Below are 17318 nucleotides of genomic sequence, written 5' to 3'. Positions count from 1 at the left end.
TGTCTGTTAAAGAAATGGTGCCTCGCGCCAGGACGCGAAGACGCAAAGGAGCGCAAAGGAAACTGCCATCGAAGAACCTCATTCCAGCGAGTGTGAGCCTGTTCACCATGCTGCCCACGACCCGCTCCGCCCTGCATCCTGCCGTTCATGAGATCGCCTGGGCACACTCTGCGTCCTGGCGTCCTGGCGCAACTCCCAACCCGATTTATCCAAGCTCATTACAAAGCCCTCAGGGTCGCTGTTCCCGCGCCTGCGTCGCAGCCCGCAAACGCAGTTCACGCCGCACCACGTCGGGGTCCAGCGGCCCGATGCCCGCCTCCACCAAACTATTGAGAGGACGCAAGGTCAGATCACCCGGCTGGGCGGACTTCCATGGCACGATAATCAGTGTGCGCGGGGTTTCGTTGTTGCCGATGATGTTCATGCCCAGCCGGCGATCGGGTTCCTCTGCATTGAGGGTGCCGAAACAGATCAGTAGCGGAAGCGCCAGCCATCTGGTCATTGTTGCGCCGCAACGCGACGCTGCAGATCCGCGATCCATTGCTCGACCTCTTTGTCGTTGACCAATATCAACTGCTGAAATTTCTGATAGTTTGACAAAGCGCAACTGGTGTCATGGAGATATAGGTCACACAACAGACCTAAATTGCGGTAGGCAAGCGCGAAATCGGGCCGCGCTGCAATAGCTGCAGCGTAGGATTGGCGCGCCTCTGCGAAGCGTCCCGACGAGCGTTGCAATAGCGCCAGCTCGTGGTGGGCTTCAGCGAAATCCGGAAAACGGTTAACGACTTGTTGAAACAGGTGTTCCGCCTCTTCTGTTTTTCCCAGACGTGTCAGCGCAATGCCGAGGTTGAGCCACGGTCCGCGATGCAGGGGATGTTGCTGGGTCAATTGCAGGAAGCCGCGTTCCGCTTCAGCGAGGCGACCGGCCTGCAGATCACTTAACGCCAACCGATGGGCCATCATTACCGCGGGTTCCGCCGCCGGGCGCACCTTTGATTGAGGTTCATCGACGCCGGCCGGTGGCGCGCTTGCACACGCCACCAGCGTGAGGCTCAGTAAAACCAGTTCAATCCAGCGCCACGTAGGCTTGCACACTGCGTTCCTCCTTTTTGTAGCGAACCGGCATCAATTCGGCCAGGCGTCGGTAACTGTTGCGTACCCACTCGTCGTAGACCCCATCCAGGGTGCGACGAGTGTTGATGGCATGAACCTCGATCGCTTTCTCCTCGAACGGGAAGGCCTGCTCTTCCAGCAGCAGGTCGTACTCTTCTTTCTCTTCGGCATTGAGTTTCCCGGGACGTTCGGAACCAAGCAGCGCCTTGGCGAACTGGCGATACACTTCGCCGCTGCGAAAGGTCGCTTCGGTGGTCACCGCAGCGACGTTGTATTCCGCGGCGGCAGTCAGTGCCGCCAGCGTCCCCTTCATGGCCTGGCGTTTGCGTTGCAGACTGCGCTTGAGCGGTTCGGTGAGGCGCAGCGATGCGTAGACCGCCTGTTCGTCCCGTGCCAATGCGAGGCGTGCATGAGCGGCAAGAAAGCGGGTGCGATCGGTGCGCTCTTTTCCGGCGTCACGATCCGCCCTGATGATGGCATTGCGCAGCGCGCGCACCTGTTGCAGGTCACCCTGCTTGTGCTGAAGTTGCAGTTGCCGGTAGCGAGCCTCGATGGCTTCAGGAACGGGACGCGCGTGATCGGTCACATAGCGCGCCCAGGCAGCGAGTGCTTTACCCACCGCCCCTTCCTGCTCGTAGAGTTCGGCCGCTTGCCACGCCGCCTCGCGTCGCACACCGCTGTCTTTGTGCTCCCCGGCGATGCGCGTGAACTCCACGGCCGCAGCGCCGCGATTGCCTGCCTCCAGATAGGCCACCGCCAACTTTTCGCTGACCTGCGCCTGGAGCGGGTGCTGCGGGTAGTTGCGGCGGAACGCCTCGAGCACCTGCGCGGCGGGAACCCACTGCCTGGCTTCCAGATAAGCGGCCGCGGCATCGTATTCGGCAGTGGGCCGTATCGTACTGGTCGGTGCCACCTGCGCCACACGCAGAAATCCCGTCGCCGCCCCCGCGAGATCACCCGCCATACGCAGCTGTTCGGCCTGTTTGTAGACCGTGGCGCCGAGCCGGTCGATCAATTCGGAACGATCCTTCGCCTGCACGGCCGTCAGGCGCAGCACCTGCTGATAGCTGGTCTCGGCCTGCCCGTAATCGGTGCGATCGAAGGCCGTGTGTGCGATGACCAGCCAGGCGCTGCGGCGCAACGAAGGTTCGGTCTGCGGGTAGCGCTCCACCAGGCGCTGGGCAGCCCGGCTGGCCGCCGTTCCATCGCCCGCCGCGAACAGCTGTTCAGCCATCCTGGCGAGCACCTTGGGACTCTCCGGGTGTTCGGGGAAGCGCTCCACGAAACGTTCGCTGCTGACCAACGTACGCCGTTGCCACACCCGTCGCTGTGCGGCAGGGAGTGTCTGTTCGTGCGCAGCGTGGGCCAGCAGCGCGGCGTAGCCTGCCTCGGCTGCCTTGCCGTGCGCGGGGTAATCGTAAGCGGTGCGCTCATACTCCTGCGCCGCATCTGCGTACTGACGGGTTTCAAACAGTAGCTCGGCCAGCAGGAAATTGGCGCTGCCGCTGTCCGCCTCGCCCGGAAAGTAGGTCAGACGTTTGCGATACCAGCGTATCGCTTCCTGGTAGGCAGCCGCTGTTTTCGTGCTCTGGGCTTCGGCGTGATAGTGCCGGGATAGCTCATCCAGTTGCGCCTTCACCTCGGCAACAATATCCGGTGCCTGCTCACGAGTGAATCGGCTCCAGTAGGGCTGATCCATACCGTAGCGCGCGACGAACTGGCGCTTGGCATCGAGCACGCGGCTGGGAAATCCCGCCGCCCGGAAAGCCGCGATCACCTGCAGCTGGATTCGCGGCGCTTCGCGGTGCAGCGGATGCCGGTCGACAAAGGCCTCGAAGGCCGCCGCCGCATCGCTAAAACGCTCTTTCTCCAGATACTGTTCGCCCAGCGTTCGATACACCAGATGCTCATAGGGCCGTGGGCCGCGACTGCCAAAGTAATCGGCCATGCTCGACGTGCCCCCCTGATAACTGAAACTCAGCGAACTGACCCGCAGCGTATCGAGCACGCGCTCACGTTCCACCCGGCTCAGTTCCGCCAGCACGATATCGTCATTGGTTACCCGTCGATCCAGGACGAGGGTAAAAAGATCCAGCGCCGAGTCATAGCGGCGCTGTTTGAATAGCGACCAGCCGCCTTTGTAGAGCGCCTGATCGTAGAAGGCGGAGTCGGGACCGGCTTTGACGACCGCGCGATAGGCGTTCTCCGCCTCGCCGTAACGTTGCTCGGCGTAGAGGATCTCACCGCGACGGAACTGCACTTCATCGTAGCGGCTGCCGTTTGGATAAATCCGTGCGTAGCGCGTCAGAGTTTCAAGGGCGCGTTCGCGCTCTCCTGCCGCCTCCAGGGCGCGTCCCAGCTGATACATCGCTTCGGGATTCCGGGGGTTATCCGGATAGCGGCGCAGCAGGTCGCTGTAGAGGGTGATGATCGCCTGGCGCTCGCTGTTCAGCGCCTGATTACTGATTTCCACCTCCGCTGCCGAAGTACTATCGTCCAGCGTCTCCTGACGCAGATCGGCAAGTCGTCGCATCGCCTCGGCACGCAACGGTGAGGTCTGTGGTGCGTCGGCGAGAAACGACCGGTAGGCATCGATGGCGCGATCACGGCTGGCAGGCAACTCCGCGGCAGGCTCCACCTCCGGCTCTTTCTGCTGTGCCAGATCGGCCAGGGTGGGGATCTTGGAAGTGGTACCGCAAGCGGCAATCGCCAATGACATGCTGAGGGCGGCCAGCGTCTTGCGCCGGATCACTGTGCTCCCCCTCTGTCCTGCGCACGGTCGTAGAGTTGTGCCAGCGCGTAGCGTGCCTGCAGCAGATAGCTGTCGATCTGCGCCTGCTGCGCTGTCAACTCCCGCTGGGCCAGCTGCTTCACCCGTTCGCGCTGGCGCACCAGCGTTTGAGCGAGGCGCGGTCGGTATTGGACAATGCGCGTTTGCGCACGATGGATCCGTTCCTCCAGGTCACCAATTCGCAGGCGGGCGAAAGCGCGGGCACCCCGCAGAGTCCCGATTCGCTTCCCCATCTGTGCCAACGGTGCATCCAACTCATCCACGGCCCTGGTCGCCTGCCAGCGGCGCTGTGGAAATGCGGCATGAACCTGCCAGTAGTGCAGACCCTGTAAGCGTCGAACACGATCAGCAAAAGCCGCTTTCTCACTGGAGGGCGATAGCTTTTCGACCCGTGCGGCAAGTGCCTCGATTTCACGCTGTATGCCTTTCTCGGCAGCGGTCGCCAGTCTCCAGACTGCGCGCGTTTCGATCACGTCGAGCAACGCGGTTTGCAGCGCTTTGCGACGCTCGTGCAGTTCGTTCGGATCCAGACCAGCGAGTCGTTTTTCGATCTGCGGCACCACAAGATCAAAACGCGCCTTGCGCTCTGTCAACATGGTTTGGTAAGCATTCAGGCTCTGTTGCCAGCGCGAAAGGCTCTGTTCCAGTTGCAGGAGGTCGCGATAGTTTTTCCAGGCTTCCTGAAAGGTATTGCTGGCGATGAGTCGCGGCAGCCAATGGTGTTCGAAACCGGCGCCACCGCCGCTCAACGAAGAGCGCGTCAACAGGCCGACCTGAAGCAGCCATTCGGGATCATCCGTTTCGGCGATTGCCTCGGTCAGCGCGTTGCGTTCCTCTTGATAGATCTCGACTGCCTGCTCGTAGACACGCGCAGCGCGCGCATTTTCATCGAGTTGCAGATGGACGAAGGGCACAGCTATCAACGCCTCGAGAACCGGAGCATCACGCGGCGTGCGCCGCATCAGCTCCCGCCACGGAGTCAACGCCTGCGCATAGGACCCCGCCTCGACCGCGGCCCAACCCGAACCCAAAAGCGCCAGATTGGAGACGGTGCCGGTCAAGCGTACGCGTCCAAAGAATCGTTGCGCTTCCTGCGGTGCGCCGGACTGCAACAGCGCAAACGCGGCCGCCAGATTGGCGTGGTCACGTATCGTGGCCGCCTCCTCGTACTCAACCTGTCGTTGGCCCAACCCGTCGAGTAACGCAACGGCTTCCTGCGATTTTCCAGTGCGGATCAACGCGATCGCCAGATTGTATTCGAGGTATGGATCACGAACGCCCGCTTGCAGCCCGTAGCCCTGTTGCAAGACTGCGACGCCGCGTCCGGGTTGTTGTTGCGCCAACGCCACCAATCCGCTGAGCAGGGCGGTCTTCGCCGCCTGTTGCGGATCAGACACGGAAATACGCCCCAGCGCTTGGTTCGCGCGTTGCCAGTCACCGCGGCGATAGGCCAGCCGGGCCAGGGCGTGCCAGGCGCGATCCCTGGCCGCTGGGGTGGCGGCGGCGTCGAGCACCCGATCAAAGGTGCGCGCAGCGACGTCGTGCATGCCGTAGGCGAGTTGCAGCCCTCCCAGCAGCAGATCAGCATCCTGGTCGTGCGTGCCGAGTCGCCGGCGCTGCTGCGCGGCCATCAGCCGCACACCGGCATTCAGATAGTCCTGTTGAAAGAAGTAGAACAGCGCCTCACCGTACTCGAGACTGCGCACCGGCGCCGGGGCAGCAGCCATGGCCTGTGAAGCCATTCCCAGCAGCAACCCGTAGAGCAGCGCGGTTGGGCGCACACGCCTCATTCCCACTCCTTGATCCGAAAATCGGGTTGCTGCTTGTTCTCCAGATCGACGATCTGGAGTTCGAGGTACTTGGGGCCGAGGCTCTTTGCAAAACGCACCGTGGCGCCCCGCCGGTAGTCCCTGTCGCGCGGTCCTTTGCCGACAAAGAAGGCGGTCAGTTCATGCTCACCGCTCTTCAGATTGCCGAGGTGGATACGATGCACTCCACCACGTTGCAGCGCTTCTATTTCACGCGGCGTGTAAAGATAATTCGCCACCACCTTGTCATCAATCTTGACCTGCACCGAATCGAGACTGAAGAAACTACCGACGTCCACAGAAACGAAAACCATCACTTGCGTATCGCTGGGGGCCAACAGCTCCTCTTCAAGAATGAACAGATCGCGATTGAGCTCCAGCAACTCCTCCTTGAGCGCCTGCACCGCCTGATCGAGATCGGCATCGGCTGAAGCGGTTTCCGCCGCCCGCGCCGGACTCTGCGCCAGTATGGCGCTCAGCAGCAGCGCGATAATGTAAAAATGGATTCTGTGCATGCGTTGAGCCCCGATCTGGTTCACTGCGATGAAGCCTGGGATGGTTGCAGCCCTGCCGAATAGCGCAGCTTGCCCGCGCGATCCATCACCAGCGCTTCGTACCCCGGCAAACGATTGACCAGCGCCAGTCCGCGCTCGGCACCCATGACGAAAACACTGGTTGATAGGGCATCCGTCGATGTGGCATCGGGACCGACAACCGTCACGCTGATCACCTCGCGCGCCGAGTCACCGGTCGCTGGATTGAGAATGTGGTGATAGCGCGTTCCCTGTTCTTCAAAAAAACGTTCGTAGTCTCCGGAAGTTGAGATCGCTTCATCCTCCAACGGAATGCGCGTGATCAGATTCCGGTCCTGCCGCGGGTGCCGTACGCCCACCACCCAGGGACGCCCTTCGCGATTGCCAACCACCCGCGTATCCCCACCTGCCGATATCAGCGCGTGTTCGATACCCCGGGCACGCAACAATGCGGCGCACCGTTCCACTGCGTAACCCTTGGCTATACCGCCCAGATCCACACGCATCCCGGACTTGTTCAACGTAATGCGGGAGTGCTGTTCGTCTATCGTTACCTGGCGATAATCGATCGCCGCGACGGCCGCCTCGAGATCACTGCCCGCAGGTCGCCTGCCTTCGCGATAGTTGTAGAGATGGCCGGCACTGGCAAAGGTGATGTCGAACGCACCCTCGGTGAGTATGGAAATACGTTCGGCCTTCCGGATCAGGCCCACCAGCTCGGCACTCACCGGCACCGATTCCACTCCCGCGCTGCGGTTGATACGCGACACCTCGCTGTCGGGTTTGTAGGGACTCATCTGCCGATCGATACGCCGCATTTCCGTAAGCACCGCCGCGATGGCGTGTTGCGCGACTTCGGCATCGTCGTGCCACACCTCGACATGGATCGCCGTGCCCATTATCGTGGCGTCGGCGCGATGCCACTGGGCCTGCGCCACCGCGGGCAACAGCAGCATGGCCACCAGCCATCCGCGCCGGTCAATACCAGATGGAAATGAAAATCTGCAGGACATCGGCGTCAAATTCGTAGAGAGGTTCGTTACCGACGGCGTACCCGGTCTGCGTGAGGTCGCGGAAGTCGTCGTAGCTGAACTGGATGCGGTCAAAGGACAGATTTAGACTGGCGCGATCGATGAAACCCCAACCGCTTTTTGCGAATTCGTAACCGATCGTCAACCCGAACGTCCGGCTGCTGAAGGTGCTTAACTCCTTATCGCGGGCAAGAAAATTCTGCGCCCCTTGAAACGGGTAGAGATCGCTGTAGAAATCGGCCGCGTTCTGATTGTAGTGACGCAGTCGCGCCTCAATGATCCAGCGCTCGCCCAGGGGATGAACATAACCGATCTCATAAGTATCGGCGTCGATTCCCCAGGTATCGCGATACTGGCGGTACTCACCGAACAGTGCTGCGCGGTAAGGCAAAAAATACCGTGCCCGCAGTGCCAGGGCATCGCTGGTCCGGGTACGTGGATAGACTTCAGCTTCGTAGCTGTATCCCGTGGCGCTACCACCGTCGACATAACGCACCGAACGATAGGGATTGTTCAGGTAACCTTCGTCAGTGATGGTCTCCAGAGCGGCGCTTACGATCAGGCTTTTGCTCAGCACCTGTGTCACGCTCAGACGGTACTGCTGCCGATCGATATTCGCCGAAAAACTGGAGTCGGTGACATTGCCGACGACATCGTCTCCCGCGGTGTAACCCATGGTTACCGTGGTGAGATCGCCGAACATGTCCTGACTGATGCCGAATGACAGGGATTTGGCCGAGTAGTCGCTCTCGTCGCTGGTGGTGGTAGCAAGACTAAGTATGGTTCTGCCGCGCAGATAGTCCACGCCGAAGCTGGTCTCCGTGCGGTCGTCCTGGTACGGGCTCGCGGTTGTGATCACATCGATCGAGGCGCTGCTGACCGAGTCGACGTAGTGATTGCCGAAGACCGACCAGCTCTGTCCAACATTCTTGCGCACCAGAAACGACGGTCCCGTAACCTCGACCCCGCCGCCATCGTAGGAGTGGTAAAGCAGATCCGCGCGCTCCTCCGGCAGAACCGCGGCCTGCGCACCGCACCCCACCGCAAGCAGCACCATGGCCACGCCTGGCCATCGCGCATCCCTGCTGTGCGCCTGCCTGCCCGTCAGTTGCACCCGCACCCCCCACCCTGCGCGCTGCCGGCGCCACGTGCCCCTTCGCGCACTTCACGTACATGGTTCATATAAGCAGAGGAGACGGGATCACGGCTGAAACTCATGATCGGATCAGCAAGGTTGGCGCGTTCGTAAGGTTTCACCCATGGCTCGACGCTGCAGGCACTCAGCAGCACCGCCCCCAGAACGACGCATCCCAATCTGGTGATTGACGGGTTCATTTCTTCATCAGCGCTCTGATCACTTTGCTGTATTCGGCCTCGTCACCGGGTACATAACCAGTGTGTCGGAAACGAAGCTTGCCATCCCTGTCCAGCACCACCGTGCTCGGCATCCCCGCAACCTTGTACATCCGGCTGACGTTGTTCTCCGTGTCGTAGAGGATCGGAAAGCTCACCGGTGTGTCCTTCAGGAAAGCCTTCGCGGCGCGCGTATCCTCTTCCACATTGACTCCCAGCAGGGTAAAACCCAACTTCCGGTAGCGCTTGTGGAGGCTTTCCAGCAGCGGCATCTCCTGACGACAGGGACCGCACCAGGACGCCCAGAAATTGATCATGACCACCTGTCCACGCAATTCACTCAAACGCAGGTTGCTACCCGTATGACTCTTCAGCACAAAATCCGGCGCAGATTCATCGATTGCCGCCGCTTTGACTGCCGCCAGCGGCGCACCGATCGCGATAATCAACGCCAACAGCAGAAACTTCATTTTGTCCATGTGCACACCTCCTAAAAGAAGAACATGATCGCTGACTGTACTTCGAAGTTGTGTGACGTCTTGTCCACACCGAACAGGTCGTGCTGGAATATGTGATCGCGCATCATCACATGGATCGCGAGCCAGTCGGTGGCGATGAAGCGATAACCCAAACCGACGCTGGCGGTGAATCGGTCACCACCACCGAATTCGGTACTGCCGATACCGCCCAACAGATAGAGCGCGGAATTAAACGCCCTCCTGGCGCCGAAAAACGATTCGCCGGCAAAGAGGTTGTAACCCAGCGAGACGTTGTAGTACGTATAGTCGCGCTGGGCGTCGGTAAGCAGTTGAGCGGCGCCGCTCAGCAACTCATAACTGGTCTTGTCCGCCTTGCTGACACCCAGCGATGCATCAACGAAAAAATCCTCGGTGATGTGATAGGAAAGTCGAGCCCCGGCGACGCTATTGACACCAAAGTCCTCGATACTCAGAAACCCGAGGAACGGACCGATTTCGAAGTTTTCGGTGTCCAGCGCGGATATGTCGACAGTGCGTCGCTCCACTTGCGGTTGGAACAACGGCTCCTCCTCCCCGGGGAGCTGTGTCGGCGACTGGGCGAGCACGACCCCTGGTGGAGCGATTGGCCCGAACAGCGCCGCACTCAAAAGAAAAAGGCGAAGCCGATTTTCCATTCTTTGGGTTCCTCATTCTCGTTGCGATTCGTGAACACAACGTAACTCTTGTATTCGATGCGCATCAGAAAACGCCGTGACAGATGGGTTTTGATGCCGATACCGACATTCGAGTAATCCTCATCACGATCTTGCGGCTGCACCAATGTCGCCGCCGGTTTGATCTTCAGGGAGCCTGTTCCGAGTGTGAAAAAAGGTGATACACGCCACTCGGGAAACGGTTGATGAAGGATGCTGATCCCCGTCATATCCAGACTGGAGAAGCGCCCCAGCACCTTCGAGTAGTTCAACTCGAGCGACAGGTTCTCGCTCAATGCGTAACCTGCGGTCAGCGCGATGACATTGGCACCATCGAATTCACCACCGGAGAAACTCATCTCCCAGCGTCGCGCCTCAAAATCCTCCCAGCTCGGGTCCCTGATCGCCACCACGCTGCCATCGGGGTTGAGGGTGCGTGCCAGTTGATCGCGATAAACCCATCCCTCTTTGCCACGCGCCGTGCGCACCTGAAACCAGTCGGTTCTGCGTTTGAGCAACGTGATCTGCTCGCCACGCTCCACGACGTAAAAAACGGGATACCCCCGACCGGGTCCCGTGTGGAGTTCGATGTAGGGATCCGCGATCTCTACCGCGATTTCGCCTAACGCACCAACAACCTGTCCTGAGACCAAACACCCACATAGGATCAGTACTAACCTGAATTGCATAGGCTCCCATCTGCCGCGCGCGCGCCCCCATCGGTTTCCGGCGGCGCACAGACTAGAAACAGCTCGTTCCACATGGGCGCCATCCTTTCAGTTGAGTGGCGCGACAAAGGGATTGTTGTAGTACTGCGCACCAAGATCGACCCATTCGGCAAGCAGCTTGAGCTCTGCGGCGGTCAGATCGCCCTCATGGCTGCCGCCGGCATCGAAAAGGCTGAAGAAGGTGGCACTTGCCGCCGCACCCGCCACAGACAGCGAAGGGTTGACCACCACGGGGCCCGCCTCTTCCTGCAGCGTCACACCGATCAACTCCAACGCGTTATCCGGCGATAACAGCTCGCGGTAAGCCTTGAAATGATCGTTATTGAGATCGGAAGCCCCATCGCTCAGATCCAGCTGCGCCTCCGGAACGCGGGCCCCACCCATGTTATCGACAATATTATGACAGCTGGTGCAGGTTCTATCCGCCGCCCCCACGGTACGCGGCAGACTCCACAACGGATGGATGTGCTGTTCGTAGTTGATGACGGTACGGCAGGTACTGCTCCACGTATCGATGCAGGTGGTGGGTGCAGGAGTCGTGAGATCGGAGTAGTGGTAATCGAAGCTGATATCTTTGGCGCGTACCCCCGGATCGGTCCACACATCGTCATAGACAATATTCATGCTGGGATTGAGGGCGGCACAGTCGGTCAGACAACTGATCCGGGTGCGTGTCTCCGCCATGCTTTCACCAAAATCCGCCCACAATGCCGCTTCGGTGTTGGGAAACGGCACGCCGGTGTTGGGGGCCCCGGGATTGACCGAAGGAGGCGCAGCGCTGAGCCGTCCGTGCGGCATCGTGCTGTTGGCGGCGTGGCACCCCGCACATTCGCGCACCTCACCGGGTTTGACCTGTATCCAGCTCTGATGGCGTGCGCCGATGCGTCTGCCGTTGACGTCGAGCACGCTGATCGCGAGTGCGACATTGGCGGGCACCTTGATCTTGACCGATCCATCGGGTTCCACGGGTGCGTATGCGACGATCTCACGCATCAACTGCTGCGTGCTGACGCCAAACGCGCTGGGATCGAAATCACGCACATCATCATCCGGTATCGAAACCGCCTTGACGATACGCACGAAGCGCGCCGGGCGCTGCGCGGCAGACGTCTGCGCGGGATCGCGCAGGGTCACGATATCGGGGTTGGCGGTATCGGTTCCGTCGACATCGTAGACACTGCGGATATGGAGAATGCCTACTCCCTCCGTGATCAGGTCTGAATCCAGATCGACGCCGGCCACCTTGTCGTAGATCACGCCCGGCAACACTGGGCGCGCCTGCAAGGGAACCACCTCCGAGTAAACCACGCTCTCTGCCGGTTGCAGCACGGGGGTTTGCGTGCCGGCATTCATATCGTAGATCCAGATTCCATAGAGCGGCGCCGCGGCCTGTGCGTTGGGATCGGCCAGGCGCTGCGGGGTGCAAGGCACGATGAGTGCGTTCTCCACCAAACGGCAGGGACTCCAGCTCACCAGGAGTCGTGTGGTACCGTCCCACAGCGGATACGCCGATAGATAACGCCCCCCCGGCGAGGGTGCGGTATCGGTGCGCACTTCAGCCGGCGCCACCGATGTCTGCCCATCCCCGAGCAGGCCGATATTGACCCAGGTGGGTTGTTGATTGTCGCTGTAGGTGGCGTAGTCGATTGCCACCAGATCGCCGCCGCCGTCGGTCCCGGTGAAGGGGCGCAGCACGGCCAGCAGACGTCCGTCGGGCATCTCGCGGGGCTGGAGAAACTGCACTGTACTCCCGGCGGTACCCGTGGTGTGACTGTTCACGCCGTAGAGCGTTTCCATTTCCGTGCCATCGGGATTGGTGCGGTAGAGATGAATGCGGTTGCGCGCACCCATATGATCCCAGCGGCTGAACACCACGCGTCCGTCACTGACGACGGTGGGCGCGAGATCATGGCTCTGGTTGAAAGAGATCTGATGTATGTCGCTGCCGTCGCTATTCATGACATGAAGCACCAGCGCGGGCTCTGCGCGATCTTCGTCCAACGTGGGAAATTGTGGTTTGCCCTCATCGAGCAGGATGGCTCGCGACTGACGCTGGCGGGTGGAGACAAAGAGGATGCGCCCGTCAGGCAGATAATGGGGTGCCAGGTCATGCCCCTCTTCCGCCGTGATGCTGGAAGCGATGATACGGCGCAACGCATCGGTATCCGCGTCATACTCCCAGATGTTCCATGATGGTTGATCGTCGTCGTTGCCGTTCTCGTCGAACGGTCCGCGCAGGGCGAACAGCAGCTTGGTGCCATCGTAAGAGACATCGAGGTCGCGCACATCATGGCGTTCGCCAGGCAGAAAAAGCCGATCCGTGATACTGCGCTCGGGCGACGCGGCCGAGGCCCTATCGCGCAGCAACAACGTAGCCCCGGGCTCGAAGGTGATGACGCGGCGCGCGTCGGGCTGGATGGGATTGCCCTGGTTGTTCAGGCCCAGCGGGCGTTTGATATAGGCAACGGCGGTATCGACGACGACGGGATCCTGAGCCTGTCCGCCGCCAAATCCCACGTCACCATTGCATCCTGTCAGCCACAACAGGGGTAAGATCCAGAACCGGCGGTAGCGGCTGCAGAATCCTTGCGACGGGGAGTTGGTTCCGTGACTCATTTGTCCCTGCGTTGTTCTCCGGCCAAGTCGTCCTTTGCCTCGCTCTGCTCCGTGCCATGTCGTTTACGGTTTCTCCGCACAGGGCAAATCGCGAAACACTCTCCGTGCTCATCCGGCTTAAAGGGGGTGCCAGCAGCAATCTTTGGCGCGTTAGGCTTCTTGGTTGAAAGGTTATTGCGAACTATTCCCATTGATCTGCGAATGGGGTCACAGAATCCACGCAGATATTGCGTATTGTCAATAACAACCCCCGGGTAACGTGCCGTCAGACACTGTCCTGCACTGCAGACCTGGAATCAGAACAACCGACAAACAGGCGCGCCACTGCACCCATTACCACTGGTCAGATGGTGTTCGAAAGCGCAGCGAAGGAGTGCCGATGCCGATCCGCATCACACACCGCAACAAACCTACCCCATTGACTGTCCTGGTTTTTTTTCTGGGGTCACTGCTGTCGATTCTAGCCGCCAGCGAAGGCCATGCCGGACCTCGCGAGCAAGCAAAACGCATCCACGACCGCATCGCCGGAGTACCCCCCAGCCCCGCAGTGCTGAATGCCATGGAGGCGGACCTCGTCGCCAACGACGAGATCACGGCCGCCTACCGCGCGATGGACAACGACGCCTTCTACAACGTCACCCTGAAAAACTTTGCAACCCCCTGGACCAACCGTGATCAGACCGTCTTTGCGCCGCTGAACGACTACTCGGCGACAGTGGTCGGCATGGTGCGTGACGATGTGGATTTTCGGCAGGTGCTGTACGGAGACATTCTCTACGTCGGTTCGGGCAGCGGAATACCCGCCTACTCCAACAGCAGCAATGCGCACTACGAGGCGCTTGAGCAGCAGGGGGCTAACCTTCGCACCGTGTTGGATGGCACGCTTCCCCAATCCGCGGTCACCGGCCTTCCCGCTTCAGCCACCGCCGGTATCATGACGACCCGCGCCGCTGCCAAAGCGTTTTTCTACGCCGGCACCAACCGTGCCATGTATCGCTTCACCATGCTGAATCACCTGTGCCGGGATCTCGAACAGATCAAGGACAACACCCGTGCTGCGGATCGCGTCCGCCAGGACGTCACCCGCAGCCCCGGCGGCGACAGTCGCATCTTTCTCAACAATTGCGTCGGCTGCCATACCGGAATGGAGCCGCTGACACAGGCTTACGCCTACTACCAGTATCAGTACGACAGCGCTACCGACCCGGAGGGCAACAACGGGCGCTTGATCTACACCCCCGGCACCGTCCAACCCAAGTATCTGCAGAACGCCGAGACCTTCCCGTTCGGTTACGTGACTCCCAATGACCGCTGGGACAACTACTGGCGTCAGGGGATCAATTCGCTCCTCGGGTGGGACACCGCGTTGCCGGGGAGCGGTACCGGTGCCAAATCCATGGGCCAGGAGCTCGCTCACAGCAGCGCGTTTGCCCGTTGTCAGGTGGAGAAGGTCTTCAAAGCCGTCTGTCTGCGCGCACCCGGCAACAGCGCCGATCGAAGTCAAATCGATTCGATGGTCAGTTCGTTTGCAGCCAGCGGCTACCAGATGAAGCGCGTATTCGCCGAGTCGGCAATCTATTGCCAGGGTGATTGATGGCCGAGCCAGGGAAAGACCACAGCTAATGACTCCGTTTAATCCAACTTCCCGCTACCGGAACTGCGTATGGCTTCCCGCACGCGGTGCGCTGCTGACGCTGGTCCTGATCGGCCTGCTAACGGGTTGTGGCGGAGGCAGCGGCGGCGCCCCCACGGTGACCAACCCCGGTTCCGCTCCCGCGGGCGGCACCAGTTACAGTGGCCCGCCGCCCGGAACCGCGGACATTCAGGCCTTTCGCGTCAATCTCTGGGAACCCCTGCGAGCCGACAACCGGTGCGGGAATTGTCATAACGGCGGCGGGCAGGTGCCGCAGTTCGTGCGCGAAGACGACGTCAATCTCGCCTACAACGCCGCCAACACCGTGGTCAATCTCACCTCCCCCGCCCTGTCGCAAATGGTGACCAAGGTAGCCGGCGGACACAATTGCTGGGAGGCGGTTGATGCGGTTTGCGCCGATATCATTACCAATTACATCAGCGCATGGGCCGCGGTAACGGTGGGCGGCAGCGGCACTCAGGTGCAGCTGACGGCACCGGCGATCCGGGATCCCGGCTCCAGTCTCAACCTGCCGGCCGACCCGACGCTGTTCCAGACCTACGTCCATCCGTTGCTGACCAGCCATTGCGCCAACTGCCACACCGAAACCGCGGGCACGCCCCGTTCACCTTTCTTTGCCAACAGCGACGTGGCTTCCGCTTACGAGGCAGCACGTTCCAAGATCAACCTCAACAACCCCGGCAATTCGCGTCTGGTGGTTCGATTGCGCGATGAATTCCACAACTGCTGGGGCGTCTGCACGGACAACGCTGCAACGATGCAGGCCGCGATCGCCAGTATGGCGGCAGGTGTCACGCCCACTCAGCCGGATCCCGCACTGGTGCTCAGCAAAGCGCTCACCCTGGCGGGTGACGGCATCGTGGCCAGCAGCGGCGGTCGCCACGAGGCCAACCAGATCGCCTTCTGGCAGTTCAAAACCGGGCAAGGCTCCACCGCCTACGACACCAGCGGTGTCGACCCGGCCATCAATCTTTCGTTCAGCGGCACCGTCAACTGGGTGGGCGGCTGGGGCATTCAGATCGTCAACGGCAAGGCGCAGGGCACCACCACGGCGAGCCGCAAATTGCATGACATGATCACCGCCACCGGTGAGTACACCATCGAGGCATGGATCGCTCCCGGCAACGTCACCCAGGAGGACTCGCACATCATCGGCTACTCGGGTTCGAACGCTGCGCGCAACTTCACGCTGGGACAGCGTCTCTACAACTACGAGGCGCTGGGGCGCAGCAGCACGACCGATGCCAACGGTGAGGCAGCCCTCGCGACGGCCGATGCCGACGAGGATCTGCAGGCAACTCTCCAGCATGTGGTCGTGACTTACGATCCGGTCAACGGACGCCAGATCTACGTCAACGGCGTTTTCACCGACGATGTCGACGCGGCAGGCGGCGGCAATCTTGCCGATTGGGACAACAGCTTTGCCTTCGTTCTGGGCAACGAGGTCTCCAACGACCGGCTCTGGCAGGGAACTCTGCGCATGGTCAGCATTCACAATCGTGCGCTGACACAGCAGCAGATCACGCAGAACTTCGATGTCGGTGTCGGCGAAAAATTCTTTCTGCTGTTCAGCGTCAGTCACCTCGTCAATGTGCCGGACAGTTTCATAGTCTTCGAGGTCAGCCAGTACGACAGCTACAGCTACCTGTTCAACCAGCCGTTCTTTATCAGCCTCGATCCCACCGCGGTACCCAGCGGCATTGCCTTGGGCGGAATGCGCATCGGTATCAACGGACGTGAAGCGACAGTGGGCCAGGCCTACTCCAATGTTGACATCACCCTCGATGGAAGTGGCTATACGCCCGGTCAGGGACAGCCGATCTCCTCCTTGGGCACGATTCTCGCCCTGGAGAACGGGCCTCAGTCCGACGAGTTTTTCCTGACTTTCGAGCAGCTGGGCGCCAACACTCACGTTTTTGTCGAAGCGTCGCCTCCTGTGCCAGGCACACCGACCGACCCGCCCGCAGTCTCCGACATCGGCGTGCGGATGTTCAACGAAATCGACGCAGCGATGTCGCAAATGACACAGGTCAACCGATTTGCCGGCGCCAACTCGAGCATCAGCACCACTTACTCGACCTATGAACAGCAGCTGCCCGCGGTCGACGACGTCAACGCATTTCTCGCCTCACAACAGATGGCCATAGCACAGCTCTCCATGGAGTACTGCAGCGCCCTGGTTGAGGATCGCGGAGACAGCGCACGCAGCACCTATTTCGCGGGTTTCGACTTCAGCGCCGCGGCCGATACCGCCTTCGATGCCACGGGTCGCGCTCAGATCATCGATCCGCTGCTGACCAACATGCTGAATGCCGATCTGGGTGTACCGGTTTATCTGGCGACACAACCCGGAGAGGCGGCGGTGCGCACCGAACTCGAGGCGCTCATCACCCGACTGACACAATGCGCTACCGGGGGTAGCCCCACCTGCGCGACCACCCCCAGGACGCTGGAGGTGGTCAAGGCCACATGCGCCGCGGTACTGGGCAGCGCCGCCATGCTGCTTCAATAGAGACC

14 protein-coding genes are annotated in these 17318 nt (G+C 60.7%); 2 read left to right on the top strand and 12 right to left on the bottom strand.

Annotated features, from left to right (window positions below; translation table 11 throughout):
• Positions 1-229: 229 nt before the first annotated feature.
• The 12 genes from DWQ09_01135 to DWQ09_01080 all read right to left on the bottom strand — a co-directional run bounded on the left by DWQ09_01135 (position 230) and on the right by DWQ09_01080 (position 13147).
• Complete coding sequence (locus DWQ09_01135) at positions 230-502, bottom strand: hypothetical protein (GenBank protein KAA3630212.1); 273 nt, start codon at positions 500-502, stop codon at positions 230-232.
• On the bottom strand, positions 499-1098 hold the full coding sequence (locus DWQ09_01130) for a tetratricopeptide repeat protein (protein ID KAA3630211.1): 600 nt from the start codon (positions 1096-1098) through the stop codon (positions 499-501). The genes DWQ09_01135 and DWQ09_01130 overlap by 4 nt, the downstream gene beginning before the upstream one ends.
• The gene (locus tag DWQ09_01125) at positions 1070-3868 is read right to left on the bottom strand and encodes an outer membrane protein assembly factor BamD (GenBank protein ID KAA3630210.1); all 2799 of its coding nucleotides are present in this window, start codon (positions 3866-3868) and stop codon (positions 1070-1072) included. The genes DWQ09_01130 and DWQ09_01125 overlap by 29 nt, the downstream gene beginning before the upstream one ends.
• Entirely contained in the window at positions 3865-5697 is a 1833-nt protein-coding gene (locus DWQ09_01120; GenBank protein KAA3630209.1) for a hypothetical protein, read from the bottom strand. Before DWQ09_01120 ends, DWQ09_01125 begins: the two co-directional genes overlap by 4 nt.
• Positions 5694-6182, bottom strand: coding sequence for an AraC family transcriptional regulator (locus DWQ09_01115; protein ID KAA3630278.1), 489 nt, complete (start codon positions 6180-6182; stop codon positions 5694-5696). Before DWQ09_01115 ends, DWQ09_01120 begins: the two co-directional genes overlap by 4 nt.
• A 68-nt stretch (positions 6183-6250) precedes the next feature.
• Positions 6251-7261, bottom strand: coding sequence for an FAD:protein FMN transferase (locus DWQ09_01110; protein ID KAA3630208.1), 1011 nt, complete (start codon positions 7259-7261; stop codon positions 6251-6253).
• Complete coding sequence (locus DWQ09_01105) at positions 7227-8336, bottom strand: DUF3570 domain-containing protein (protein ID KAA3630207.1); 1110 nt, start codon at positions 8334-8336, stop codon at positions 7227-7229. Before DWQ09_01105 ends, DWQ09_01110 begins: the two co-directional genes overlap by 35 nt.
• 47 nt (positions 8337-8383) lie before the next feature.
• A complete protein-coding gene (locus DWQ09_01100; GenBank protein KAA3630206.1) occupies positions 8384-8614 on the bottom strand; it encodes a DUF4266 domain-containing protein in 231 nt (76 codons plus the stop codon).
• Positions 8611-9111, bottom strand: coding sequence for a TlpA family protein disulfide reductase (locus tag DWQ09_01095; protein KAA3630205.1), 501 nt, complete (start codon positions 9109-9111; stop codon positions 8611-8613). Before DWQ09_01095 ends, DWQ09_01100 begins: the two co-directional genes overlap by 4 nt.
• 11 nt (positions 9112-9122) lie before the next feature.
• Complete coding sequence (locus DWQ09_01090; protein ID KAA3630204.1) at positions 9123-9785, bottom strand: outer membrane beta-barrel domain-containing protein; 663 nt, start codon at positions 9783-9785, stop codon at positions 9123-9125.
• Complete coding sequence (locus DWQ09_01085) at positions 9755-10492, bottom strand: hypothetical protein (protein KAA3630203.1); 738 nt, start codon at positions 10490-10492, stop codon at positions 9755-9757. The genes DWQ09_01090 and DWQ09_01085 overlap by 31 nt, the downstream gene beginning before the upstream one ends.
• Before the next feature lie 87 nt (positions 10493-10579).
• Positions 10580-13147: a hypothetical protein gene (locus tag DWQ09_01080; protein ID KAA3630202.1), complete on the bottom strand. Its 2568-nt coding sequence runs from the start codon at positions 13145-13147 to the stop codon at positions 10580-10582.
• Positions 13148-13565: 418 nt separating this feature from the next.
• Between DWQ09_01080 and DWQ09_01075 the strand changes: the two genes are divergently transcribed.
• Positions 13566-14741: a hypothetical protein gene (locus tag DWQ09_01075; protein KAA3630277.1), complete on the top strand. Its 1176-nt coding sequence runs from the start codon at positions 13566-13568 to the stop codon at positions 14739-14741.
• Positions 14742-14769: 28 nt separating this feature from the next.
• Entirely contained in the window at positions 14770-17313 is a 2544-nt protein-coding gene (locus DWQ09_01070) for a LamG domain-containing protein (protein KAA3630201.1), read from the top strand.
• Positions 17314-17318 lie beyond the last annotated feature (5 nt).

The organism is Pseudomonadota bacterium (genome assembly GCA_008501635.1).
Classification (GTDB): Bacteria; Pseudomonadota; Gammaproteobacteria; order QQUJ01; family QQUJ01; genus QQUJ01.
This window is presented reverse-complemented; position numbering and strand designations above follow the sequence as displayed.